Source organism: Granulicella mallensis (assembly GCF_014203225.1).
Taxonomy (GTDB): Bacteria; Acidobacteriota; Terriglobia; order Terriglobales; family Acidobacteriaceae; genus Granulicella; species Granulicella mallensis_A.
This window is the reverse complement of record NZ_JACHIO010000008.1, coordinates 1-25,582: the sequence shown is the minus strand read 5'-3', so window position 1 is coordinate 25,582 and position 25,582 is coordinate 1. Positions and strand designations below refer to the sequence as shown.

Annotated in this window: 20 protein-coding genes; 6 read left to right on the top strand and 14 right to left on the bottom strand. The window is 58.8% G+C overall.

The window, feature by feature from the left end; genetic code table 11:
* Positions 1 to 202 precede the first annotated feature (202 nt).
* Genes HDF15_RS10540 through HDF15_RS10530 form a run of 3 tightly spaced genes read right to left on the bottom strand, consistent with a single transcriptional unit; the run spans position 203 to position 2,284 of the window.
* Positions 203 to 1,378, bottom strand: a complete 1,176-nt coding sequence (locus HDF15_RS10540) for a CocE/NonD family hydrolase (RefSeq protein WP_184255318.1) — start codon at positions 1,376 to 1,378, stop codon at positions 203 to 205.
* Between the two features lie 17 nt (positions 1,379 to 1,395).
* Entirely contained in the window at positions 1,396 to 1,785 is a 390-nt protein-coding gene (locus tag HDF15_RS10535; RefSeq protein WP_184255316.1) for a hypothetical protein, read from the bottom strand.
* A 28-nt stretch (positions 1,786 to 1,813) separates the two neighbouring features.
* On the bottom strand, positions 1,814 to 2,284 hold the full coding sequence (locus tag HDF15_RS10530) for a vitamin K epoxide reductase family protein (RefSeq protein WP_014267395.1): 471 nt from the start codon (positions 2,282 to 2,284) through the stop codon (positions 1,814 to 1,816).
* 120 nt (positions 2,285 to 2,404) lie between these two features.
* Between HDF15_RS10530 and HDF15_RS10525 the strand changes: the two genes are divergently transcribed.
* Positions 2,405 to 4,399 carry a M3 family metallopeptidase gene (locus tag HDF15_RS10525; RefSeq protein WP_184255314.1) on the top strand — a complete coding sequence of 665 codons (1,995 nt, stop codon included), beginning with the start codon at positions 2,405 to 2,407 and terminating at the stop codon, positions 4,397 to 4,399.
* A gap of 103 nt (positions 4,400 to 4,502) precedes the next feature.
* On the opposite strand, the gene HDF15_RS10520 is transcribed toward HDF15_RS10525, so the two are convergent.
* From HDF15_RS10520 to aroE, 4 genes are all read right to left on the bottom strand, one after another.
* Entirely contained in the window at positions 4,503 to 5,834 is a 1,332-nt protein-coding gene (locus HDF15_RS10520; protein WP_184255312.1) for a TolC family protein, read from the bottom strand.
* A gap of 11 nt (positions 5,835 to 5,845) precedes the next feature.
* Positions 5,846 to 8,995 carry an efflux RND transporter permease subunit gene (locus HDF15_RS10515; protein WP_184255310.1) on the bottom strand — a complete coding sequence of 1,050 codons (3,150 nt, stop codon included), beginning with the start codon at positions 8,993 to 8,995 and terminating at the stop codon, positions 5,846 to 5,848.
* Positions 8,992 to 10,155 (bottom strand): efflux RND transporter periplasmic adaptor subunit, encoded by a 1,164-nt coding sequence (locus HDF15_RS10510; protein ID WP_184255308.1) that lies wholly within the window; start codon positions 10,153 to 10,155, stop codon positions 8,992 to 8,994. The genes HDF15_RS10515 and HDF15_RS10510 overlap by 4 nt, the downstream gene beginning before the upstream one ends.
* Before the next feature lie 819 nt (positions 10,156 to 10,974).
* Entirely contained in the window at positions 10,975 to 12,753 is a 1,779-nt protein-coding gene (aroE, locus tag HDF15_RS10505; RefSeq protein ID WP_184255306.1) for a shikimate dehydrogenase, read from the bottom strand.
* 423 nt (positions 12,754 to 13,176) lie between these two features.
* Between aroE and pgeF the strand changes: the two genes are divergently transcribed.
* Entirely contained in the window at positions 13,177 to 13,998 is an 822-nt protein-coding gene (gene pgeF / locus HDF15_RS10500) for a peptidoglycan editing factor PgeF (RefSeq protein WP_184255305.1), read from the top strand.
* Between the two features lie 106 nt (positions 13,999 to 14,104).
* On the opposite strand, the gene HDF15_RS10495 is transcribed toward pgeF, so the two are convergent.
* The 3 genes from HDF15_RS10495 to HDF15_RS10485 all read right to left on the bottom strand — a co-directional run bounded on the left by HDF15_RS10495 (position 14,105) and on the right by HDF15_RS10485 (position 18,437).
* Entirely contained in the window at positions 14,105 to 15,832 is a 1,728-nt protein-coding gene (locus HDF15_RS10495; RefSeq protein ID WP_184255303.1) for a hypothetical protein, read from the bottom strand.
* Positions 15,820 to 16,632: an ABC transporter ATP-binding protein gene (locus tag HDF15_RS10490; protein WP_184255301.1), complete on the bottom strand. Its 813-nt coding sequence runs from the start codon at positions 16,630 to 16,632 to the stop codon at positions 15,820 to 15,822. Before HDF15_RS10490 ends, HDF15_RS10495 begins: the two co-directional genes overlap by 13 nt.
* A 110-nt stretch (positions 16,633 to 16,742) precedes the next feature.
* Positions 16,743 to 18,437 carry an NHL repeat-containing protein gene (locus HDF15_RS10485; protein ID WP_184255299.1) on the bottom strand — a complete coding sequence of 565 codons (1,695 nt, stop codon included), beginning with the start codon at positions 18,435 to 18,437 and terminating at the stop codon, positions 16,743 to 16,745.
* Positions 18,438 to 18,474: 37 nt separating this feature from the next.
* Here HDF15_RS10485 and HDF15_RS10480 point away from each other — a divergent pair, with 37 nt between their 5' ends.
* Complete coding sequence (locus HDF15_RS10480; protein WP_184255297.1) at positions 18,475 to 18,630, top strand: hypothetical protein; 156 nt, start codon at positions 18,475 to 18,477, stop codon at positions 18,628 to 18,630.
* A 225-nt stretch (positions 18,631 to 18,855) separates the two neighbouring features.
* Here HDF15_RS10480 and HDF15_RS10475 read toward each other — a convergent pair whose 3' ends face one another.
* Together HDF15_RS10475 and sppA are read right to left on the bottom strand one after the other, a co-directional pair.
* The gene (locus HDF15_RS10475) at positions 18,856 to 19,209 is read right to left on the bottom strand and encodes an HU family DNA-binding protein (protein ID WP_184255295.1); all 354 of its coding nucleotides are present in this window, start codon (positions 19,207 to 19,209) and stop codon (positions 18,856 to 18,858) included.
* Between the two features lie 65 nt (positions 19,210 to 19,274).
* Positions 19,275 to 20,330: a signal peptide peptidase SppA gene (sppA, locus tag HDF15_RS10470; protein WP_184255293.1), complete on the bottom strand. Its 1,056-nt coding sequence runs from the start codon at positions 20,328 to 20,330 to the stop codon at positions 19,275 to 19,277.
* 183 nt (positions 20,331 to 20,513) lie between these two features.
* Here sppA and HDF15_RS10465 point away from each other — a divergent pair, with 183 nt between their 5' ends.
* Positions 20,514 to 21,365 (top strand): dolichyl-phosphate beta-glucosyltransferase, encoded by an 852-nt coding sequence (locus HDF15_RS10465; protein WP_221314371.1) that lies wholly within the window; start codon positions 20,514 to 20,516, stop codon positions 21,363 to 21,365.
* 431 nt (positions 21,366 to 21,796) lie between these two features.
* Here the strand turns inward: HDF15_RS10465 and HDF15_RS10460 are convergent, their stop codons facing one another.
* Complete coding sequence (locus HDF15_RS10460) at positions 21,797 to 22,654, bottom strand: TIGR03435 family protein (RefSeq protein ID WP_260331013.1); 858 nt, start codon at positions 22,652 to 22,654, stop codon at positions 21,797 to 21,799.
* Positions 22,655 to 23,284: 630 nt separating this feature from the next.
* Between HDF15_RS10460 and HDF15_RS10455 the strand changes: the two genes are divergently transcribed.
* Together HDF15_RS10455 and HDF15_RS10450 are read left to right on the top strand one after the other, a co-directional pair.
* Positions 23,285 to 24,754 (top strand): RHS repeat domain-containing protein, encoded by a 1,470-nt coding sequence (locus tag HDF15_RS10455; protein ID WP_184255289.1) that lies wholly within the window; start codon positions 23,285 to 23,287, stop codon positions 24,752 to 24,754.
* Positions 24,751 to 25,200, top strand: a complete 450-nt coding sequence (locus tag HDF15_RS10450; RefSeq protein ID WP_184255287.1) for a hypothetical protein — start codon at positions 24,751 to 24,753, stop codon at positions 25,198 to 25,200. Before HDF15_RS10455 ends, HDF15_RS10450 begins: the two co-directional genes overlap by 4 nt.
* 184 nt (positions 25,201 to 25,384) lie before the next feature.
* Here HDF15_RS10450 and HDF15_RS25520 read toward each other — a convergent pair.
* Positions 25,385 to 25,582, bottom strand: a 198-nt coding sequence (locus HDF15_RS25520) for a hypothetical protein (protein WP_221314370.1), incomplete at its 5' end; no start/stop codon positions are given.

The window sequence follows — 25,582 nt, the reverse complement described above, 5'->3', positions numbered from 1 at the left end:
CTGCTCTTGCTGTTGCCTTTCTTGCTTGTCATTCCGAGCGCAGCGAGTGAATCTGCTTTCTCCCGTTTTTACCCCATGCCCGTACAGATGACGCTCCTTGGGCCTTACCCAGGATTTGAGGCGATACAGGCGAAGAACGGGAGGAAGCAGATTCGCTCGCTACGCTCGGAATGACAAACCAGAAAAACAAAAGCAACAGTTGTCAGTGGGCCGCCGCATCCAGAATCAACCCAAAGAAATGCACCAGCTGCCAGCGATCCATCGCTGTCGGACCATGGTTATCAATATCGATGTGGGTGAGCACAGGCGAGACCAGCGAAGCCTTCAGCATCTCGCTCGGTAACTCATCGGCCATCCATAGAGTCTCCGCGGACGGAATGATGTTGTCGCCTTCGCCATGCAACAGGTAGACCGGTGTCGTGAGTTGCCGCAGGTGTCCATGAGGGCTGACGCCGGCCATCTCCGCGATGTGCTTTGTCTCCGCAGCCGCCAGCCGGTCATGGGTTGTCGTGGAAGTCGTGTCCATCAGCTGTTTCACTTCCGCAAGCTGTGCCGGAGTCAGCTTCGCCAGCGCAGATTTCTCGGCGGTGATGTCTTCGTATAGATGTGCGCGCAGCACGGCGCGCAGAGGCTCGAGATCGGGAGCCGGAACATAGTCTTCGAGGTTCTCATACTCCAGCACCAGCGCACCGTATTCATGCGGGGCCAGCAGCTCTACGGTCCCATTGGGGCGCAGATCTTTGCCGGTGCGATAGTACTCGGCCACACGCGACATCTCATCCTGCGAACCAACGGCAACGACAAATTTGATGCTCGGCTGGAACTTTGGATCAGAGGCGGCGAGGAGCGACAGCCCGCCTGAGAAGCTCAGGCCCATGACCCCTACAGGTTGTCCTCCATCCTGCTGCGCGAGCCACGTAGCCGCGTCGCCGATGGTTGCAATGGAGTTCGCGCCGACGTGGTAATCCTTGATGTCGGGTAGCTCCGGCGTGAGTACACGCAGGCCGCAGGAGGCCATGGCTGAGGCGAAGGCAATCAATCGCGGCTCATCCATGCCGAGATGATGCACTCCATGCAGCACGATCAGCGCGGGCGCCTTCGGATGATGCAGCGGCGTATAGAGTCGAGCGCGCACGGAGCCTTGGCTCGTGTTGATTGTTATCTCGCTGGTGGTGATGGGCTCAGTCGCCAGGGCCTGCAGCGGTGCGGGCACCGGCTGGTTGGCCACGAGGTCCAGGACCGCGACTGCCTGTAGATGGGCCTTGACCGCAGGCCAGGCGCAAGCTGGGATCGCGATAACGAGTAATCCCAGGACCGCGACCAGCGTTCTGTGCGGCAATCGAGTAGCAGTTTGAGGGGGTGGTGCAGGTGTCGGCATGCGGAAGGGCATCGTCCTTAGTGGTGCAGTATGAAGTACAGGGAGATCACCAGAAGCGCCACATTGATGGCCAACACGCCGATAAGCATCTCGGTGTTGCTCTTCAAGGACTTTTCAAGCTGGATGATCCGCGCCTCTGAAGCCACTATGGCCGCTTTTGCTGCGCGCACTTCCGTGGAGATGCCTGCCAGCTTCTCGTTCTGATCGTTGAACTGGCGGTAAAGACTTTCATGGGCGGCTGTCGCCTGGCCGATGTCGCTGCGGAGGCCATCGGCCAGCGCTTCCATGGCGCGCCTGTGAGTCTCCTCACTGGCCGATTTGCTCTGGAAGAAGCGGTCGGCTACGGGAATCAGCCGGGAGATGTGCGGAGCGAGCTCGATCAGTTGTGCAAAAGCTTTGGGCCACATGCTACGGATTGTAGCCGTGATCCCGTGCCTATTGCGTAGCTATGTTGCCAAATTGCTGTTTGTTCCTGCGCTGCAGGATGAGCGCAACGATGGCACAGAGCAGAATCGCCGTGATGATGCCCTGGGACCACAGGCAGTAGATACACCATTTCTCGATGATGTAGGCCTCCATGAAGCTGAGGAAGGCGGCAAAGGCGAAGCCGATCTCGGCGGCCTGCAGGGTGAGCCACGGGCGGTTGGCGAGCGCCAGAACGGCAATCAACGCATAGCCAATGATGCCGAAGAGCGCCACGGGAACATGGACCTTCTTCGAAGCAGGGTCCTCATCGAAGCTGCTCGGCGGAAAGACCGCGAAGCGCGAGTGATTGACCGCGCCGCAGTCGAACCGTTCCGTGACTGCGCATGGCGGCGCCTGGCTGGGATCCTGGTAGTGGATGCGAAGCGCGAGGGAGGAGTCGATGATTCCGGCGATGGCGAGCAGAACGATAAGGTAGCGCATGGCTGTCTTATTTTACGGGTATGGTCCGTCTGTTGGCTCGGCTGCATCTGAACCAGATCGCAGGAAATGCGATCATGCAGAGATGCCGCTCTCCACGGCGGCTGGAAGGAACGAAGCAACATGGACACATTACATCTATGGAATGGCGGCGGAACGGCCGATACCGCAAAGCAATGGACGGAGATGCATCTGGCGGCCTCGCGAGAGAAAGTAGCCGAGCTACTGGCTGTCGAAGGAACTCGCACCGTCGAAAATACGCTGGCGCTCTACGATAAGGCGCAGTGGCACTTGCGCATGGCCGGAAGCCAGACCGGTGTGATGTTCATGGTGCATCCTGCCGCCGCTGTCCGGGACGCCGCGCAGGAGCTGTCGCAGACGGTCAGCGCTGCAGGAGTCGAACTCAGCCTGAACCAGGCGGTCTACCGTGCGCTTGAGGCCGTCGATGCCAGCGCTGAGGACGAGGCAACCCGTTATTACCTGGAGCGCACGCTGCTCGGCTACCGGCTCGCCGGCGTAGATCGCGACGAGGCGACCCGCGAGAAGGTGCGCGCCCTCTCGGAACGCATGACTGAACTGAGTATGAGCTTCAGCCGCACGGTGCAGGACGACGTCCGCAAGATCTCCGTCGACGATCCGAACCAGCTACTCGGGCTGCCAGCCGACTACCTGGCACGGCACGGCATCCGCGAGAACGGCGTTGAACTGAAGGCCGACGCGCCCGTGGTGCTCACGACCGACCCGCCGGAGATGTCGCCGGTGATGAGCTATGCGATCAACCCTGAGCTGCGGCGCAGGATGTACCTTGCCTATAACGACCGTGGCTATCCGGCCAACAAACAGGTGCTGCTGGATCTGCTCGCCGCACGCGAAGAGATGGCCGAGCTGCTCGGCTTTCGCAGCTGGGCGGACATCGCGACGGTTGACCAGATGATGGGCTCGGCGGCGAACATGCGGAAGTTTCTCGGCGAAGTAGAAGAAGCCGCACGAGAGACAGGGGAGAATGAGTTCGTCGAATTGGAGGCATTTGTCCGTGCGCGCGATCCTAAAGCGTTGCCTCTTACGTTGAGCGATGCACGCTTCTGGGAGGAACAGTTCCGCCGCGCGAACTACGACTTCGACTCTCAAAGCGTGCGGCCTTACTTCCCGTACGAACAGGTCGAGGCCGGCATCCTTGCGACGGCTGGCAAGCTCTTCCGCGTGCGCTTCGAGCGGGTCTCGAATGCCCCAGTGTGGGACGCCGCCGTCAAAGCATTCGACGTGCTTGACGACGACAGCTCCTCGGCGCACAAGGGTGAGACCGTCGGACGCATCTACCTCGACATGCATCCGCGCGAAGGCAAGAGCAAGTGGTTCAGCGAGTGCTCGCTGGTCGGCGGCGTGCTCGGTGCGCAGGTTCCTGAAGCCTCGCTGGTGTGCAACTTCCCCCAACCAAAGGACAACGACCCAGGCTTGTTGCAGTACTCCGACGTCGGGACGTACTTCCATGAGTTCGGCCACCTGATGCACGAGGTCCTTGGCGGACGGCAGCGCTGGGCAGGGCAGAGCGGCATCGCGACCGAGGGAGACTTCGTCGAAGTGCCCTCACAGATGCTCGAAGAGTTCTTCGAAGACGCCGACCTGCTGCGGACGTTTGCGAAGCACTACGAGACGGGCGAGCCGATTCCCTATGAGACCGTCACCCGCATGACCAAGGCCAGCGCGCATGGCCGGGCTTTGAGCACGCTGGCGCAGGTGATGTACGCGACCTACTCGATGGAGACACACGACCGCCGCGCTGCGGAGCTCGATCTCGATGTGCTGCTGCGCGAAGGCTACGACCGCTTCAGCCGCTACGAGTTCGTCGACGGCAACCGCATGTATGCGGCGTTCACGCATCTCGTCGGCTACACCTCGAACTACTACACCTATCTCTACGACAAGGTGATGGCGCTGGAGTTCTTCGCCGAGTTCGCAAAGGACGGCAAGGGCGATGTGCTGGCTGGCGATACGGCTATGCGTTATCGGCGGCAGGTGCTGGAGCCCGGCGGATCAAAGCCTGCTCGGGAGCTGGTACAGGCGTTTCTTGGCCGCGAGGTAAGTATGGAAGCCCTGCGAGGCTGGATTCAAAAGGGATAACAGCTTTGAGCCACGAGATACGAGATCGGAGATACGAGCAAAACATCTCGAAACTCACCTCTCGTATCTCGAGACTCAAAGCACTACCGTCCTGCACGAATCTTTACGGCACCACTTCCGTAGCGCTCGCCGCACTCAACTGATGAATCGCCAGCCAGGTCTGCTGATACGCGTTGAGAGCGTCGTTCGTGGAGGACCTCGCATCGCGCAGTGCATCGAGGTAATCGATCAGCGCAATGCCCCCGTGTTCAAAGGCGAACTGTGCGATGCTGAGCACGTCGTGCGACTCATCGAGGTAGTGCTCTCCGAAGCGGTCGGAGAGGCGCTTGGCCTGCGTATAGCCAATCCAGGCCTGGTCGATATCGGAGACCACCTGGTTGCGAGCCGCAGTCTGCGCGAACTGCGAACCCGTCGCCTGAAAGCGCGCCGTCTCCTTGTTGCCCTGATTGCGATCGAAGATGCGCAACGGAATGTTGACGGAGAAGCCAGCGGAGTTTTCCGTTCCGCTGCGGTCGTACTCCGCCTCCAGGGTCGGGTCGGTGGTGCCGTTTGCTACCGCCAGCCGGGCGTTTGCTTCCGCTGCCGTCACCGCAAACTTAGCCGCTGCATAGTCCGGGCGATTGTCCAGGCCTGCCTGTACGAGCGCTTCCTGAGTCTGCGTAACGAGGGGCGGAATAATGTCTCCGGTCACGTCGAAGTCCGCTCCCGGGGTGGCTATGCCGATTAGCGTTTGCAACTGGTCGCTGGCCTGGCGCAGATTGACGATGTCGTTCGACTCATCGCTTTCGAGGCTGCCCAACTGCAGATCGAGGCGCTCGTAGTCGAGCTTGCCCAGATCGCCTGCTTTGTAGCGGTCGGAGGCGATGTCTACCTCGTGGCGAAAGTCCTTCAGGCTGGCGCTCGCCAGTTCCAGGGCCTCCTTCGCGATCAGCATGTGCGTAAAGGCCTGTTTGACGGCCAGATTCGTCTGGCGAATGGTGTCGTTCAGCTGTGCCTGCGTCTGGGCTGTGGTGGCACGGGCATCGTCGAGGCGCCAGTGGCGTTTGTCGCCACGCTCGAAGAGGCGTGAGACCTGCACCGTGTAGTTGTAGGGCGTGACGGCGCTCGCCCCTTCGGTGACGTCGGTTCCGTTCGCCGTTAGCGAGGGATTCACGCGTACGCCGGCCTGCAACTCCTGGGCGCGGACCGCGCGCAGGTTCTGTTCGGCGGCCAGCAGCGTGGGGTTCTTGGAGCGAGCCAGATCGAGTATCTGGGCCAGGGTATAGGCTCCCGGACGTGAAACAGGCGGTCTGCGCGGATCAGGGGTAGGAGCGGTTCCCGCTGCGTAAGCGGCGGCAGGGCTCTGAGGTGTCTGCGCAAACAGTGCAGGCCTCTGTGTCACCTGGAGTACGAGAACGCCGGCGAGAATCGGGAGGACGGATTGAGTTTTAAACATGACGAAGGTCCTCAATTCTCGAACTCGTAGTCTGGTCTGGGAAGAATATCCGTGCTGCGCGCCAGCCAGACATACAGGCAGGGCAGAATGAAGATGCCGAACAGCAGCGCGCCCATCAGGCCGCCGACGATGACGATAGCGAAGGGCCGCTGTGAGTCCGATCCAATGCCGTGCGAGAGCGCTGCTGGGAGCAGGCCCAGCATGGCGACCAGCATCGTCATCACGATGGGGCGAAGCCTCAGCACTGCCCCTTCGACCGCGGCCTCTTCGACCGGGTGCCCATTGACGCGCATCTGGTTGATGTACTCCAGCATGATGATGCCGGTCTGCACCGAGACGCCGAACAGGGCAAGGAAGCCGACTCCCGACGACACGCTGAAGTGCGTATGCGTCAGGTACAGCGCGACCATGCCGCCAACCGGGGCGATCATGACGTTGCAGATCACCAGCATCGCCCACTTGAACGAGCCGAACATGCCATACAGGATCATGAAGATGACCATGACGGTGATCGGCAGGACGAGCATCAGGCGCCGCGAGCTGCGCTTCTGGCTCTCATACTCACCAGCCCAATCCAGCTTGTAGCCGGGCGGCAGGGAGACCTGTTTGTTGACCTTCGCGATCGCCTCTTCCACCGTGCTGCCAAGGTCACGGTTGCGAACGCTGTACTTGATGGCCACGTAGCGGCTGCCGCCCTCGCGGTAGATCTCCTCCGCGCCGTCGGTCACCTTGGGCTGCGTGAGCTGCGAAAGCGAAACGCGCTCGCCGGAGGGAGCGAGCAGGCGAATGTCGCCGATGGCTTCGGGAGTCGCCCGATACTTCTGGCTATAGCGAACCATCACATCGTAGCGGGCTTCGCCATCCAGCACCTGCGTGACAGGGGCTCCTCCGAGGGTGCCACCTACGGCGCCTTCGATTGCATTCTGGATGTCGGCGACGTTGATGCCGTAACGTGCCGCTGCCTGCCTATCCACGACGTAGTTCAGGTTCGGCTGGCCGATGACCCGGAAGAGTCCGAGATCGGCGACGCCGGGAACCGAGCCCATCACCTGGACGATCTGGTCGCCTTTCTGTTCCAGCGTCTTCAGGTCGGTGCCGTAGAGCTTCACGGCGAGCTCGCCCTTGACGCCGCTGACAGCCTCTTCCACGTTGTCCGAGATGGGCTGTGAGAAGTTCCAGATGACGCCGGGCATCTTCTCCAGTTCGCGGTCCATCGCCGCGATCAGCTCTTCCTTGTTCTTATGGAAGACCGGGCGCCACTCGTCCTTGGGTTTCAGGTCGACGAAGTACTCCGTGTTGAAGAAGCCGGTAGTATCGGAGCCGTCATCCGGCCGGCCGATCTGGCTAACTACCTGGGTAACCTCAGGGAAGGCCGCCAGCTCAACCCTGGCTCTATCGGCGATGGTGCGGCTCTCCGTGGGGCCTGTGCTGGGTGCCAGCGATCCGCGCACCCAGATGGCGCCTTCGTCGAGATGCGGCAGGAACTCTGAACCGATGGCGCCGCTGAACATAAGAAACGCCCCCAGGCCCAGCAGCGCGAGTCCTGCAACGATGGGAACAGTCTTATGCTCGATGGCCCAGGTGGCATCGTGGCGATACCGCTTGGTAAGCCAGTGCATCACCGGATTTTCCCATTCGGTCGTGCCCTTGGGGAAGAGGAAGCTCGCGAGCACCGGCGCGAGAATCATCGAGAAGATCAGTGCACCCAGCAGCGCGAAGGCGACCGTCCAGGCCATCGGCTTGAACAGGCGGCCCTCCACCGATTGCAGGGTGAAGATCGGCAGGTAGGTCGTGATGATGATCGCGATGGCGTAGAAGACAGGGCGCTGTACTTCGTGGGCGGCCTCGCGAATGATCTGGATCGGAGTTTTGTCCGGCTGGCGCTTATGGCTCAGGTGGCGGACGATGTTTTCGATCATCACCACGGCGCCGTCCACGACCATGCCGAAGTCCAGCGCACCCAGACTAAGCAGGTTGGCCGGAATGTGGTTGAGATCGAGGCAGATCGAAGCGAACAGCAGCGCGAACGGAATGGTAATGGCGACGATCAGCGCGCCGCGCAGATTGCCGAGGAAGAAGAACAGGATGATCACGACCAGGAGGATGCCCTTGGTCAGGTTGTCCAGAACCGTGGTGGTCGTCAGCTTGAGCAGCGTGCTTCTGTCGAGGAAGGGAACGATCGTCACACCCTTTGGCAGGATGCGCTCGTTGAGCTCCTTTACCTTCTCGTGGATACGCGCGAGCGTAGCGTCGGAGTTTTCGCCCTTCTGGAGCAGAAGAACGCCCTCCACCGCGTCGCCGTCGTTGATGAGCTTGCCATCGACGCTGCGATAGGTCTTGCCGATCTGGCCGAGGCGAATCTTCGGCCCCTGCGCGACGGTCGCTACATCGCTGACGCGCAGCGCGGTGCCGTTGGACGCCTTGAGCACCGTCTGCTCGATATCGTGCACGTTGGTAAAGAGACCAACCTCCTGCACGTTAATCTGCTGCTGGCCTTGTTCGATGAAGCTGCCGCCGGTGTTGACGTTGTTGGCGGCGAGCTGCTGCTGCACCTGCGCGATGGTCAGGCCGTAGGCGATCAGCTTTTCCGGATCGACAGTTACCTGGTACTCGCGGGTGATGCCGCCAAAGCTCGAGACATCGACGACACCGGGCACGCTGCGGAACTGCTTTTCGAGCTGCCAGTCTTCCAGGCCCTTCAGGGCCATGTCGTCGTATTCGGGGTTCGTGCTCTTCAGGGTGTACCAGTAGATCTGCCCGACGGGGCTCCAGTCGGTTCCGATCTGCGGCTGAAGACCGGTTGGAAGCGTGACCTGGGAGAGCCTTTCCAGAACCTTCTCGCGGTTCCAGTCGTCCGCGCTCTCATCGTCGAAGATCATCATGATGCTGGAGATCCCGGCCAGGGTGGTCGAGCGCAGGTGGGCCATGTGCGGAATGCCCGCCATGCCGATCTCCAGCGGCACGGTGACCTGCTGCTCCACGTCTTCAGCGGAGCGGCCGGGCCATTGCGTGATGATGCTGACGTAGTTATTGGCGACGTCGGGATAGGCCTCGACGGGGAGGTTATGGAATGAGATCGCTCCCCAGCCAAAAAGCAGCACGGCGGCGATGAGGATGATGAAGCGATTGTTCAGCGCAAAATCAACCACACGCTTGATCATTGCTGGTCTGCCGTATTCTGCAGGTCAAGCGCATGCAGCACTACCTGCTGTCCGACGTTCAGACCCGACTGCACCTCGATCAGATTGCCCTCGAGAGTCCGTCCGATTTTTACCTGCACCCGCTTGAAGGTGCCATTTGCCTCAGGCTCGAAGACATAGGAGCGGTCGTGCAGTTGCAGGATCGCTTCCGCAGGCACTGCTGTCTTGTCGACGGGCCGCGAACCCAGGATCGACGCCGTGGCGAACATGCCGAGACGCAATTGATTGCCGGGGTTCGGCACCTGGATTCTCACCTTTGCCGTGCGCAGGCTCGGATCGAGCTGCGCTCCAATATCGCTGATGGTGCCGGAGAATACCTTGCCGGGGAACGCGTTCAGCCGGATATCGGCGTGCTGGCCGAGGTGCACATTGGCCAGGTCATTCTCATAGACATCGCAGATCACCCAGACGTGCGAGAGGTCGGCGATGGTCAACGAGCCTGCCGCTCCGGCAAAGGTAATGCCCGCGGCACCGGCCGCGGTGACGTTCTGCGCGATGATGATACCCGTGGCGGGCGCGTAGACCTTCACCATATCGCCGGGATGATCCTTGTCGACTCCGAGGATCTTCAACTGCTGTTCCGCGGCGACAAGGTTGGCCTTGGCGTCGTCCTCACCGTTCTGGGCACCCTCAAGCTGGGTCTGGGGAATCGCTCCCTTGTCGTACAGGAGCTTGTCGCGCTCCAGGGTAATCATGGTCAGGTGCTCGTCGTTGACGGCCTTTAGATAGGCGTTGAAGGCCGTTGCCACATCCGGGCTTTGGACGTCCATCACCAGTTGGCCTTTGTGGACGGTGTCGCCAAGGCCCACATGCAGGGCAGCTACGCGGCCATTGGCCAGGGAGAGGACAGGAATCTCGCGCGAGACATCCGGACTGACGGAGCCTGTGACCTCGAGCGTGCTGACAACCGGCCGCGCTACCGACGACTGAAGGGGGAACCGGCCGGGATTCTCTACCCGGACAATATCGTTGCTTCCTACATCGACCACCTGGGGCTGGGCGACAGGAGCCTCCTGGGCCGTGTGGTCAGGTTCGTTATGTTTGCAGCCGGCCAGCCCAAAGAGCAGCAGGAGCGCAGATGTGCAGGCTATAGGGCAGCGTACCGCATTGGCCGATCGCATCCTCAGACTTGTTCCTTTCCATTCTTCCTCTCGTGATCGCCTGCGGCAAGCAGCAGGAAGACCTGGGGAGAGACGTGTGGCTTGCCGGATCGTTGCACCAGCGGAGGGTTAGTGTAACGCAGGGCGATGAAATGTTATGTAGTAGATGCAGTCTGCCTAATCGTCTGCCTGGTAGTTGTAGTTATAGTCTCCAGGGAGACAAGGTTTGACTTTCAGAAGCGGCAGGAGCAAAGACTCAACAACTCCTTGGACGAGTGACAAGGCAGAAAAGATGACGGCTATCGCGATGATTCTGCTACAGATGTCATTTGAAACGAAAGATCTTTACGGCGTGTCACCAAACTACCCTTGGCGTGAGGCCGAACTGTGCAATTCGCTTGCTGCGCCACTGTTTCGTTTATGGCATGGCTTCAGCCATGCCATAAATAGCAGGCCAAAGGCCATACCTTTCTGCCGAAGAACCGGGCCCCTGTGAGCCGCTTTTGCTCACAGGGTGGTAACGCCGGAGTGGAGGCGCAGCCGCAACGACTGAATTGCCTTCTTTAATCGTGGCGAACCCCGTCCCCCCGTTATGAATACATCCCTGTGAGCCTTGTACAGCCTTGGCGGGATTCAGGAAAGCAATTCAGTCGCTCCGGCTACGCCTCCGCTCAGCCTTCGGCAGAGTGGAAAGAGGGAATTGTGCCCACTTTTGCGGCACGGTTGAAACCGTGCCCTTCCGATTCGTATCTCAGCAAGCTAACTGCACCAACCGACTTCGCCTGGAGCACAGTTGAATGGCCCGCCCTTGCCTACAAGCGGCTGCCAGGCCGAAGGGCGTTACTTACCCTTCGGCTTGGCCTTGGTTGCTGTTTTCGCTGCCGGTTTTGCGGCTGGCTTGGCCACGGTCTTTGCGGATGCTTTTACCGGTGCCTTGGCGGCAGTCTTTGCCGGAGTGCTCGCGACGGCTTTCGCTGGCGCCTCCGCAGCCTTTGCGGGAGCCTTGGGCGTTGCCTTCGCTTCCGGTTCAGGAGTTGCGGTGGTCTGCGGTGCGGCGGTCTCCCCTGCAGCCTCTGCGGATTGGCGCAGAGCGTGCAGAACGACACGCAGCATCTCTTCCTCGGGTGCGGGCTTGCCAGTCCATATCTCGAACTGGCGTGCTCCCTGCTGCACGAACATCTCCACTCCGGAGATAGCCGTCAGGCCCTTCTGCCGCGCCAGGCGCAGCAGCGGGGTCTCGATGGGGTTGTAGACCAGATCGAAGACGATACGGGCGACAAGATCTTCGGGCTGGAGCAGCGGAGCCGCTTTTTGCCCGGTCATGCCCACCGGCGTCGCATTGATGATCACGTCAAAGCCCATCTTGGCGACGGCGTCGCGTTTGATGGTCTTGGCTCCGGCCTGACGGGCGAGCTTCTGTGCCGTCTCGGGGGTGCGATTCAGGATCCAGACCTCAGCGCCCTTGTCGCGGCAACCGAAGACGGCAGCCCGTGCCGCACCGCCTGCGCCCAGAACGAGCACTTTTGCGCCCTTGAGGCTCAAGCGCCGCTCCAGGGGGCCGACGATTCCAGCAACGTCGGTATTGAAGCCGTAGAACTTGCCGTCCTGTGCTCGAAGAACCGTGTTGACGGCGCCGATCTTGGCTGAGAGCGGGTCTGTGCGCTCCAGCAAAGGCATGATGGCTTCCTTCAGCGGCATGGTGACGCTGAGACCCTGGATCGGAATCTCCCGCACAAGCTTGAAGAGGTCGTCGACCTTGGTCGCTTGCAGGGCAAGATAGACCGCATTCACCGTCTCGCGACGGAAGGCCGTGTTCATCATCAGGGGAGAGAGCGAGGAGCGGATCGGGTTTCCGGCTACGCCGTAGACCTTGGTCGCGGCGTCTACCTGGTCGATGCGGTAGTCCTCGATGAGGGTACGCGCAGCGATCTGACCGGGAGCCGTCTCTTCACCCGCATTAGCCGCGGCAAAGGTAAAGGCCGAACCCGCCCGCAGTCCGAGAACACGCGAGATAATGCCCGCCTCGCCCATGCAGATGCCGACGATGCTGGACTTCGAACGGTCTTCCATGCGCTCCAGGAAGCGCATCAGCGTCAGGTTGTCAGAGAGGGACTTGGCGGTCGGAACGACCTTGACGAAGTCGGGCGCGAAGGGTTCGATGCGGTTGTAAACGGCATCGAGGTCTTTGGTCCCGTGAAAGTCATGGTGGCTGATGATGACGGCGGCACCGGCTTCGCGCAGGCGATCCATCGTCGTCTTGGGAAGCTTCTCGATGGCTTCGAGTTCGATGTCGACAAGTTGAAATCCGCTTTCAGCAGCCTTCAATAAAACGTCGAGTGCACCGGTATTCGAACCTTCGAAGCGTCCGCCATTCTCTTTACATCGGCAGGTGGCGATCACCGTGGCGGCGCCATTTTCCGCAAGGAACTCTTTAAGAAGCGGAAGTGCGGCCATGGGTTTTGGCAGGTAATCGAGGCGAAATTCCAGAAAGGTCGTCTCTTTTAGGACGTTTGTAGCCTTTTCTATGAGTTCGTCCGGCGTCGCTCCGGTAACGGCAACACAGATCTTGCCGATGCGGGAGCGGAGGAGATGGGAGGCGATTTGGTTGGCAGTTGTCATGCAGGCAATCGCGGTATCGTAACCCGGAAACCTTTCAAATGCAAGGGGTTTAATGTGACTTTGGCCGGTCCATGGTGGAAAAAACCTGCCGGCTATGGGCCAATCGACAGATTAGACGCGGGAACGGCGCGAACGTTTCTTTACTGTCTCGGAATTGCTTGAAAAGAAGGCTGTTGGAATGGGTGAAAGTCTTCATGAAAAGATTTGTAATTTTATTTACTAAACTGTGCGTCCATTTTGAAACTTGCACGTCTAATCCAGTAACTGAGAGGCAATTCCATTCTGTCCCACCGAAGTTGATTCCACATTCGCCCGTTTTTGGGCTCTTCCAACGATTCCTCAGTTTCTCCCTCCCCCTATGCCTCTCTCGGGCCCGCCGGAAAGCGGGCCCAGATTCTTTAAGGGGCTGGGTAGAATGGCCAGATGGCAGGTTTCGAGCAGACTCCCGGTGTCGTCAGGATCGAAGAGTGGGCGATGTTTCCATGGCTGCATGCGGGGTTCAGCACCCGGCAGGGCGGCGGCTCCAGTCCCTACGGTGAAGGAGAGCTGAACCTTGGCTGGACGCCTGAGGACAATCCGGAGACGGTAGCCGACAACCGTAGAAGATTTGCGAGTGCCGTCACGGGGGATCGTTCCCTGGAACTGGTCACGATTCGCCAGATCCACGGCAACGTGGTCTGCGCGGTAGAGGCCGGCCATGGCCCGCTGGCTACGGAAGAAGGCAAGGCGACCCTGCAGGGCGACGGCCTGATCACCAATCTCAAAGACGTGCTACTCGGAATACAGACCGCGGACTGCACGCCGGTACTGGTGGCAGATACGCAGGCCCGGGTAGTTGCGGCGTTCCATGCAGGCTGGCGAGGAACGCTGGCACGCATCGTAGAACAGGGCATTGCGGCGATGAAGCTCCGGTATGGTTCGCGTTCCAGTGATCTTATTGCGGCAATCGGTCCGGCGATTGGTCCCTGCTGTTTTGAGGTAGGTCCAGAGGTTCGATCAGCGTTTGAGAACGAATTCTCCTATGCGCCGGAGCTCTTTTCCGAAGTTGGCTCGCAGATTCATCTCGATCTGTTTGAGGCCAATCGAAGGCAGTTGCTCGATGCGGGCGTTGCGACCGGGAAGATCAGCCTCGTTGGCGAATGCACGGCTTGCACGCGGCTGAGCGATGGCCGTCGGAAATACTTCTCTCACCGTAGCGAACACGGATTTACGGGCCGCATGCTGAACGTCATCGGGGTGATATAGCTTCCGCAACGACCTCTCGAAGCGATCCCAACCCCTCTCCGCTCAACTCCCCTTCGCTCTCCGCTCTACAGAGCCCACCCGCCTCGACCACACAGGAGCACTACCGCTACTTCTTGCAGAGCTCTTCAAACAGCTCATCGCGATGCGCCAGGGCAAACCTATCGATGGAATCCAGGCTGCGTACATAGACGAACACCGCGACGCCCGCGAGTACCGCAAAGATCGGCAAGGGCAACCAGGGCATTCCGAAGAAGATCCCCAGAAACAGCAATCCAGCACCGATTCCTGCCGATCCCATCAACAGGCCCATGCTGATGAGCGCGCTCAGGGGTGACGCCTGCTTCCCGGACCCCATCTTGGCGACCGTGATCTTTTTGGGAGCTGTGATCGAGCGGCGATTGCCCAGCGTCGTGCTGAACAGCAGAGTGGCCGCAGCCCACAGCAGCCCGCTGGCGGCATTCAGCAGGGAGGGCATCCTGGCGATCACCGTAATAATGATAAAAACAGCGGCAATCTCGACAAAGGCAAGAAGGAAGTTCATCAGGTTCTTGGCGAAGAACACATCGCGCAAACGTACCGGAGCCATGAAGTAGAACTGTGAGCCCGCGGCTTCGAGGCCGAACGAGTTATACGCCAGCGGGGCGACACCCAGCAGGGTATAGGCCATGGCTGCGGGAAAGAGCCAGGTAGCATTGCTGTGCGTCGCCAGCCTGCCGGCGAAGAGGAAGACCATGACGACCGGCGCCACCAGGCTATAGAAGATGCCCGTATTGCGGCGAACGTAGAGCAGCTCTTTGCCGAGTACGGCTGTGGTCACCGAAGAGAGCCCCAGAAAACGGCTCTCTGGCTGTGCTGGAGAAGACGCAGGCGCAGCGGCGATTGACTTTGCCGGCGACTTGGCTTTGTGCGAGACGGCATTGGCCTGGTCGCTGAGGTCTTCGCCACGGAACTCCGTGCGCATGCGTAACGCGAAGACTGCGAAGAAGGCTGCGGCGAAGGCAGCGCATCCGAGTGTGAATCCGAGAAAAGCGAGCGGTTGTCCGCGATGGGCGGCGACGAGTGAGGAGCCGGTCAGCCCGGGTGGAAGTGCGGCCAGGAATGGCAGGGCATGGTGGTAGAAGTTGATCCCGGCATTCAGGCGAGCTGCGGAGACTGCGTTGGTCTGATGATGGTGATTATAGGCGGGATTAAAGGTGAAGTTTAGATACTGAAAGCCCAGCGAAAAGAAGAAGATCAGCCCGGTAAAGATCTCTCTCGCGCGTCGCGTCGAGAGCCAGCGATCGACCCAGGCAAAGACCATCCGCGAGAAGAGCGCGTTGGCTGCCGCAAAGATCGCCAGAGACAGCAGCGCATAAAACCAGAGCGCGGGAAGGGCGACGGTGGCTCCGATGGCGACCGCCAGGGCCATCAGCGAGCCGATCACGTTGGCCGGGGTCAGCAGGCCGAAGAACAGGCGGACAGCGACGTAGTTACCCAGGCTCAGTGGGAAGCGAATGAGCTGCGTCGGGTCGAAGGTCGTTCCGGGCTGTCCAAGATTGATGTTGAGCAACTGGCAGAGGACAAAAGTCCCCCACAACAGCCAGGAGATGTGGTCGAGATGACCGTTGAGCGCGAAGTAATACGCGCCGATGCCCACAAGAATGGTGGGACCGAACGCGAACCCCGCGAAGAGGGGATAGGTGATGATGCGGGCGATCATCTCGCCCGCTCCGCCCTTGCGCCGGAAGGCATTCACCGTGATGCGCCAGCGCAACTGCGCGATAGCGGCGAACTGGGCGCGAGTCTGCGCGGCAGTCCAGCGTCCGTCGTTGGGAGTGAGGCCTACCCCAGCCATTGCAGCTCCTGCTCGGGATGAGTGGCGCCCGATTCGCCGCCGACTACATTGATAAAGATCTGTTCGAGCGTGAGCTTGGCATTGGGATCGGCGACTTCACCATGCGCCAGGCGCGCCTGAACGCCGGCACGCAACTCATCCAGCGAGCCTTTGGCGACGATATGGCCTTTATCGATGATGGCGATGTGCGAGCAGAGCCGCTCGACGATCTCCAGCACATGCGAGGTAAGGAAGATCGTCGCGCCCCGTGCGATCATGCCCTGCAGCATGCTCTTCAGCGTCCCCGCGGCGATGGCGTCGACGCCCTCGAAGGGTTCGTCCAGGAACAGCACCTTGGGGCCATGAATGACGGCGGCGGCCAGGGCGAGCTTCTTACCCATGCCATGCGAGTAGTCGGTGAGGAGCTTCTTCTGCTCGTTGGCCAGCCCCATGAACTCCAGCAACTCGGCGGTCCGCTGCTGCGTTACCTGCTTGTCGAGCCCGTACATACGGCCGACGAAGTGCAGGTACTCGGTTGCGGTGAGCTTGCCGAAGAGCGCCATGCCTTCGGGCACGACGCCGATGTGGCGTTTAACCTCGACCGGATTGTTCAGCATGTCTTCGCCCAGGATCTGAATGCTGCCAGAGGTCGGCGCCAGCAGTCCCGTAAGCATCTTGATGGTGGTCGACTTGCCCGCGCCGTTGGGTCCGAGGAAGCCGAAGAACTGTCCTGGCTCAACGGCCAGATCGATGCGGTCGACGGCGGTGAATCCTCCGTCGAAGCTGCGAGTAAGGGAGTGGGCGGCGATCGCGGGGGGCATATGGGTTCGAGTGTACGGCAAAGCCCTTGCCTTTGCTCTTGCTTTTCTTGTTGTCATTCCCGAAGGGGAATCTGCTTCTAGTGCCACCCAAACGTCAAGAGAAGGGCTGGTCAGGGAAGTTGCGACGGTCCGACCAGGGGAGTCTTAACCGGAACCGCTGCGCCGACGAACTGGGTCACCGAGAAGTCTCCGCTATTGGAGACCCAGAGGTTTCCGCTGGCATCGATTGCAATGCCGTAGGGATCCAGCATGGAAGCATCGCTTCCGAAACCAGCATCCGGTGGCGATAGAAACGCGCCGGGTACGGAGGCAGTGGCGCCCGCAAGCTCGGTGAGAGAGCCGGGGTCCTGATAATAGTTGGTCACCCATACGTTCCCTGCACCATCCACGGCGATGCCATTAGGAGAGTAGAGCCCGCTATGCTTGTCCGTGAAGTTGTTGACGCTGGGGCTCGCTGCAGAGGAGTTCGTAATCAAGCTGATGCTGTCGTCGAGAAAGTTCGCCGTCCAAACATTATCTTTCTGGTCGATAGCGATTCCCACGGGATGGTCGCAGCAGGTGATGTTCATCATCTGGGAGCCGTCAGGAGAGATTCGAGTGATCGTCGGGCCAGCGCCAGTGTTGCCAATCCAGGCGTTACGGGCGGAGTCCACGGCAATAGCCTCGGGTTCCGAGATCAATCCCGAACCGGCGCCAATCGAGGAAGCGAGAGCCACCCCGCTGTTATTGAGCAGGGTGACAGTAGAGTCGCCGGCGTTTGCTACCCATACATTCCCCGTCGGATCGGTAGCGATGGCTTGGGGAAAATCGATGCCGCCGGCAATAAAGCCGCTTGTGCCGGAGAGTGACAAACCCGAGGAGGTAAGTTCGGTAACATCGCCGGAACCGTTGTTTGGTGTTGTTTCGCGGTTGGCGATCCATACGTTGCCAGTGGCATCCAGGGCCATGGCGTAAGACTCGTTGATGCCGTAACCTGTGAAGCCTGACGCAGCGTCAGGTGTTCCGTCCGGCGAAAACTTCGCAACCGCACCAAAGTACGTCGATACCCAGACATTCCCGTCGGAATCGATGGCGATGGCTTCTGGAGTCTGGGCAAGGCCTCCCCCGGTAATCGTCATGTAGAGCAGCCAGTCCGGCGGAGCGGCGGCCAAGGATGGAAAGATGGCATTCGCCTGTGCCAGCGTATAGATGCTGCCCACGTTGCTGGCTGGGTGGCGTGCGATATTGAGCGCCGCGTCCAGCGTATTGCTGGGGGCAGTTCCGCCTGTTGGAGTCGCAGCGGAGAGCAGCGCTGCGCAGGCTGTCTCTCCTGCCGAGGTGGTGCACGATGCGAGTGCATCAGCCAGCGTATTCAGCTTCGCGGTGGAAACCGTAACGTTGGCAGGCACCGCTGCTCCTGGTGAGGTTCCCGTGGCGATATTGACCAGGTTATTCGCAACGATAACGGCATTGGCCAGGCCCAGGGCATTGGTGGAGGTCGCGCCTAGATTGCCTTCGGGCGCGAGAAATTGCGACAGCGCCCAGGCCGAGGCCACGGTTGTCACCTCGTTCAGAACGGCTGTGGTCGATGCTGTGATATCTCCACAGGCGCCGATCGGAGCCATCAGCCACAAATCGGAGTTTGCCGAAGAGGCGCCTGCGACCTGGCCGCCTTCTGCCAGTAAATAAGTGGTAGCGGTTGAGGAAGGGCAGGTGTACCCGGACGGCACGGTAAAGCCGCCGGTTGCGTCAGTCGTGACCGCGCCGGACAGCAACGCCTGTGGGGTAGAACCATTTCCCGAAGTGCCCGCCGCGTAAAGTTGCACCGAAGCCCCAACGATCGCCTGCTGACGCCCTTGGACCTTGCCGGTAAAACCGACTCCGGATCCTGATGGAGGCGGCGGCGGCGGCGGTGGCGGTGGCGGTGGCGGTGGCGGTGGTGGCGGCGGAGGAGGTGGCGGAGGAGGTGGCGGTGGTGGTGGTGGAGTGACTACCGGTGGAGGAGTGGATGTTCCATGAGGAATGATAGGGGCACTGCTGCATCCGGCCAGAGTGAGGAATGCGAAGAGCGAAATGGCAGCGAGCAGTCTCATTTGCATGGGGCTGACAGAATAGCAAAGGGCTTGCCCTACTGTGATGAGGAGTGATGGTGCTGCCTGGAAAATTTGAGCGTTACCGCTTACTTTAAACGCACGGCTCCACGTACTTTCGCCGCCCGCTCATGATCCTGGCCGCGCAACGCAACTACATTGCGGGCGGATGGTGGGGATCGATAGGCTGGTGAGGCTCCTGAGCCTTTGCAGCCCTGACAGGTTTCGTCTCTCCTGGATTGATCAGGTCGCGCAGGTCCTTGCTCGGCTTGAAGTAAGGGACGCGCTTGGCGGGGACCGAGACAGAGGCCCCGGTCTTCGGATTGCGTCCGGTGCGCGGCTTGCGCTGGCGCGTCCGGAAGCTTCCAAAACCGCGGACTTCAACCTTGTCGCCCGATTTGACGGCTCCAATAATCGAGTCGAAGAGTGTATCGACGATAACCTCGCCATCGCGGCGGGTCAGATCGCCGAGGGCTATGACGTGGTCGACGAGTTCGGCTTTGGTCATGGCAAGGACTCCGGGAATGAAAGTGCCGGCTGGCAGAAACCCGCCGACGGTTTCAGTTTATGCCATCACTTCCAAAGAAAGTAAAAACCGGGAGCGCGATCGAGCAGTTTCGACGGATTTGGGAAGATCTCGTCCGTGCCGTCGCTCAGTAGAGCCGCCAGCCCATGCTTTTCTTTTGCGGGGCGGACGATATGCGGTTCATCCTTAATGCCCACCGAACGAGCCGTATCGATGAGGGCAATCCGGAATCCGCCCTGGGCGTCGATCAGCCCGAGGGGAAGCGCCTGTTCGCCGGTCCAGACCTGGCCGGTGGCCAGCGGCTTGATCTTGTCATCGCCTACATGGCGGCCGATGGCGACGTCATGGATGAACTGGCCGTACATATTGTCGACCAGCGATTGGAAGTAAGCCTCTTCCTTGGGGGTAAGGTCGCGGGTCGGATCGCCGGCGTCCTTGAGCTCGCCGGCATGGATGACGACGTTCTTCATCTTGGCCCAGCGCAGCAGATCACCGTAGTTGGTCCACTCCATAATGACGCCGACGGAGCCGACGACCGAAGCCGGGTTGGCATAGATCTTGTCGCAGGCAGAGGCAATATAGTACGCACCGGAGGCGCCGACGCTCTCGATGGAGGCGACGATCTTCTTGTGCTTCTCCTGCCGGATGCGCAGGACCTCATGGTAGATCTCCTGCGAGGCCGCCGCTCCGCCGCCGGGCGAGTCGATATGCAGGATGATGGCCTTTACGTTGTCGTCGTCCCCAAACTTCTGGAGCTGCTTGTCGACCTTATCGGCGTCGAGGATCACGCCGGAGACGTCGATGACCGCAATCGAGTCGGAATCGAGGCTCGAGGCGCTGTCGGAATCGCTGCCGAGGGATTTCGCCAGGGACGCAACAGTAACGCAGATCGCGATGATGACGACCGCTGCGATGCCCCCGAGCAGTGCGACCCAGAACCAGCCGGACCGGCGCAGAGCGGGAGGACGTCCATACGGTGGAGGAGCTCCATAGGCCGCGCGTCCATAGAAAGCGGGGTCGCCCGGCTGGCCTGCTGGCGGGGCATAGCTTCCAGGGGTGTAAGGAGCGGATGGCGGCGGCTGTTGAGGAAAATCTTCCGGCATGAGGTGGAGTGTAGCAGGGCGCGAAAGGAGGGAGATAGGGAATAACCGAGCCGAAGTGCACAAAAGGCCTGATGGCTGCGATAATTTTGGAGCGATAGAGATATCAAAGCGTCAAATGGATAGCGTATGATTGGGCGCGTATTTCCGGCGTCTCCTCCGCTGCTGGCTTGGGAAAGAGCACGAATGGAGCCGACAGGCGAAGAAGGACAGAGAGACAACGTGGCGCATCCAGCTTTGAGCATCATCATCCCGGCTTTTAACGAGCACGCGCGCATCGAGGGCACACTCGAGCGCGTGATGAGTTGCGTGCAGAAACTCGGATGGGATGCCGAAGTGCTGGTCGTCGACGATGGCTCGACCGACGAGACGGTAGCGATCGTGCAGCATTGGATGGAGACGCACTCCCGGCTGCACCTGGTAAAGAATCCGGGCAATCGCGGCAAGGGCTACTCGGTGCGCAATGGATTGCTCCAGGCCGCGGGTGACATCGTGATGTTTACCGATGCCGACCTCTCTTCACCGATAGAAGAGGCGGAGCGGCTATTTGCGGCTCTCGACGCGGGCGCGGATGTAGCCATTGGCTCGCGCTGGCTCGACAAGCAGAAACAGACGGTGCATCAGCCCTTGTATCGCCGGTTCTTCGGACGCTGCTTCAACGCGGTGACGAGGCTGGCGATTGGCTTGCCGTTCAAGGATACGCAGTGCGGCTTCAAGGCCTTCAAGCGCGAGGCCGCGCAGACGATCTTCCGTCTGCAGACGATCGAACGCTGGGGCTTCGATCCAGAGATCTTATTTATTGCTCAAAGGCTGAAGTACAGAATCTCGGAGGTCCCCGTAACCTGGGGCCACGACGAGCGCAGCCGCATCAGCTATCTCAAGGACGGCATGAAGATGCTGGAAGAGATGGCAGAGATCCGCGCAAACTCCCTGCGCGGACGCTACGACGAGGCGATCGCCGCGATGAAGGATACCAGCAACATGGTGACCCCGCAGGTAGCCCGCGTCGAAAACGCTGAGCACGTCGAAGCACGGTGAAACCTGGTCCCAGCCTACTTCTGTAGGGCATGTCATCCAATCACGCGACGCCTGCAGTTGGATGACATGCGCCTTGGAGACTTGGCACAAAACTAAGCCCCGCAGAGGCGATGCCATCATAGCCCAGGGTAAAACCCCGGATAACAATGCCCAACAAGAAGATGAGTCCTGAAAGGGCGATCTATCGGTGGATAGCCCACACGTACGCGGAAACATCTGAGTGAGAGGGAGCGGGGTTCTTTATTCCTCTGTTTCCAGTTGTGGCGTTGCGTAAATAATTGACATCCGAGTTCAAAATATCGAGTGACGTTTCCGAGGAGATGCCTGTAACGGGCACTCCTGGTTGGACAGCGCGTATTTGTTGCCCAATCTCTTATGAGCCACTTGCAAATCAATCTTGCAAGTGGCTCTCATTTCCGATCGTTTGACCGCTAATTCTCTGAAGGCTGCTCGATGTGATCGATCACCAGCGTTTCCGCCAAGCCCTTTGCGGGTTTCAACACCAAGCCAAGCCCCTCCACATCGAAAATACTTGCGGGGTCCGGATCACTGGCCGATACATTCGAATGCTCCGTCGGAGGAGGCGAATTTTCCCGCTTCGACAGTACAAAGTCGTACTGACCGGTGAGGCCGGTTCTATCCAAAACAGGACGGTCAGAAAAGTTCGACATAAACGCTGCCAACGACGCCATCGGTGTTCCGAAAAAGAGGTCCTGTTGCTTTTCGCCAGGGATAAATGGAACGATTACCCCGGGTCCCTCCCCAGTTGCAGCAAGCTGCAACTTGACACGGCCTACAGGAAGCAGCTCACCAGGATTCGATATCTTTAGTTTCGGCCCATGCCTGCCAACCATCAGCGCATAGATTGGAGCTTCGGTTGTGGTGCTATGCAGCGCGAGCTTGCAGCGGTCTTCTAACATTGCTCGCAACATAGGTTTTACTCTCTCTCGCCGTTGCGCAGTGGACAGGCCCTTCCACTCCTTCTCAGTGGCATCATCCACCTTAGCCTTAATGTCATACCGAGCCTTCGCCATCCATGGCGGCACACTCAAAAGCCGATCTCTCCAATATCCGTACGGATGCGGATAGTAGGCGTACATGATGACCGTCCGCAACGCTATCCCAGTTGCGGTGTATCCATAGGACGTCACCCCGCCCCCACCTTCATCTGGGCCATCGTGCTCACTCGGCCGGATCGAAACCGCGTCAAATGAGACCGTCTTAGCATCCGACAAAGTTCTAGCTGAACTAAGAGCTGTATGTGGCGCTGCGCTTACCTGGGCGCTCATGGTCGGAGCGACAAGAGTCGCCCATGTGATTGCGAGGAGCGAAAAAAATCTGCGGCAATCCTGCTTTAGGACAAGGTTCTGCATGATGCTAGGTCCTTACATTAATTTGCTGGATTCATACATGAGGCAATCAATTTATGGCGGAAACAGCTAAGGCCGAGACTCTCATGCATTTGAGATGTACGTCAACCTTTTCCTATACCTAGCATCAGCGACCTACCTTTAGCTGATAGAGAGATCACGGCTGGCCGTTGCTATGCCTATCGACAGGCGAATAAAGGCGCTCTACACGTAATCGTTAATACTGTTGATAAAAAATACTATATCCATGTCTTCGTAGATTACGCGTGCTGTTACGTAGTTAGACTTGGCAGTTACATATGGATGCTAACGTTTAAAATCTTCACGTGTTGCACGTGCCGGTTTTAGTCCTGTGTTGCATATACGAAACAGATATAAGGCCCCTAGGCGGGTGGCCCAGGTCTGAATCGGAAGCAAAAAGGGTGCCCCACATCTCGCTTTTGAGATGTGGGTTGTAGGATGAGTGACATACCAAAGGATCTTGTCGCTATTAATAGACAAGAAACTTCCATTTTGTGACCTTCTCTTGTTATCGGAGGCTTTCGTATCTTGGCTGGCTGGGCTGCCGACACACAAGATGGTGCTCCGGTTGCCTCGGTGGTTGTATCGCTCGATGGCGTTCCTCTGGGCAACGCAACGCTCGGTGGAGAGAGACCGGATGTAGCTGCGGCATACAATAATTCCGCCTATCTGCATAGCGGTTGGACCTTTACCACCTCAATAGGGAATGTATCTCCTGGCACGCACACATTCTCTGTTACGGCTTACGATTCAAGTGGAAACGCTGCAACGCTTCCCCGGCCTGATAATGCGCCGACGGCGATAACGGTCACACCGAACGCTAATGTGCTGTATGGTGCCGAGAACAACGTCATTAGCGTCGACAATGGGGCAACAGCCACATATTTCTACGACGCTCTGAATCATCGTGTGAAGGTGATGGCCAATGGAATAACAGAGCGCTACGGCTTTGATATCGCAGGTAGGCGTTCAACGAATTGGCAGGACAACAGTACGAACCTTGACCAGGCACAGTATTACGCTGGCTCGCAGCCCGTAGCCTACTGGTCATCCTCCGATGGGAATATCCACTTCGTGCATCAGGACTGGCTCGGCACAGTGCGACTGCATACGAGCTTTAACGGCTCGGTGGAAAGCGCTTTTACCTCGCTGCCGTTCGGCGATGCACTGACTTCAAGCGGGGCTGATACCAACGAAACCCATTTCGCTATGCTCGACCATGACTCCGAAACTTCCAGCGAACACGCTACCTTCCGCCAATACTCCTCGATCCAGGGACGCATGTTCAGTTCCGACCCATACATGGGAAGCTATGATTTTTCCAATCCCCAGAGCTTGAATAGATATGCATATGCGTTGAACAGTCCGCTGAGTAATGTTGATCCATCTGGTCTCACTGTACTTGATGGCGAGGAGCAGACCAGTTCGGGTGGAGGTTGGGCTCTCGACCCGAATCTTGTTACAGTAAATCCATGTGGGACTGATGCCACTACCTTTTGCATGAAAGTACACGTTAGCACTCCTGTCTTCTCTCTGACTACTTCATTAGTTCCTGGCTTTATCCAAGGCGCAAGACCTCTGCCTTCTACCGGCGCCCCAAGTAAAGACCCCTGCTATAACAGCGCGTTAGCATCAGCGGGAGTGGGGCCGGCGCAATTAAGGAAGAGAATGAGCAGTGCAAACAAAGCATCCGCACTTTTTGGGCTACTTGGATATGCATCCCTTGTGCGTACGGGCGGTCCACAAGACGATAAGAGCCTTTCCCAAAATCACTCAATCTTCGGACCGCTTCCGAATGCGGTAGCTGCTGGGAACATCAGCTTCGGGGTCACCTGTTCTTTCGGAACGGCCTTTTGCCAGTTTGCGGCAGGCCTAGCCCAGACTCTGGCTGGAAGGCCAGATTTCAGGGGGACGCCGAAAACGGGGTTTGACACCCCGGCAGATAACGCTCAGATTCGACAAGGGCAAGCGATGAGGGCAGCCGGATGCCATTCGTGAACAAGACCTTAGGAATGGGACTAATCGCTGCCTGTACAACGGTGATCGTATTAGCATTCGCCCTTTACGGGCTCTTTCATGGTTATTTCGACCACGGCGACTTCAGTGTTTTGTCTACCCAACGATCTTCCTCGGGTAGGTTTGCGATGGTCGCAAAGCGCTCAGATAATGACGCGCTCAATAATGACGAGATCTTTGTAGTTATGGGAGACCATATTTTTTCGCCCGTTGAACTTAGGTACGCTTTACATGGGCCTTCGGTCATTTTCTCAACAGATCATGATTGCATTACTTTAAAATGGCAAGATCCACTTCATCTCGAGATCTCTTGCGCAGGAAATACTATCTCAAAAGATGAGATAAATGGAGAACAGTCCCACAGCGACAACGTGTCAATCAAGTATGTGAATATTGCGGACGTGAATTCGACTCCGAGCCCCAAGTAACACACCCATCAACTGCAATACCGTTCTCCCAAACGGGACAACGCTTGGCAGCGTGATTCGGCAACAAAGGGCGCTGATGGCAACTACTTACAGCACATTATTAGACTCAAATATCGGAAGGCGATATGGTACGTTCATTTCCATAGTCGCACCGAATGGCCCAATCGATTTCAAAAAGGGCCAATCAGGCTAAACCTTCGTTCAAATGGGACTTGCGGGGAACTTCGCCTACTATGCAATCGGAGCTGGATTCTTCAATCCAAGCAAACCTAGACCATTTTACTTTGGGGTATAGATCTAGATACTTTTCAATTGTTTGGGTTTGGGTGATTGTTAGGAGATGGCGCGAGCGTATAGCGATGATCTTCGGCGCAAGGTGTTG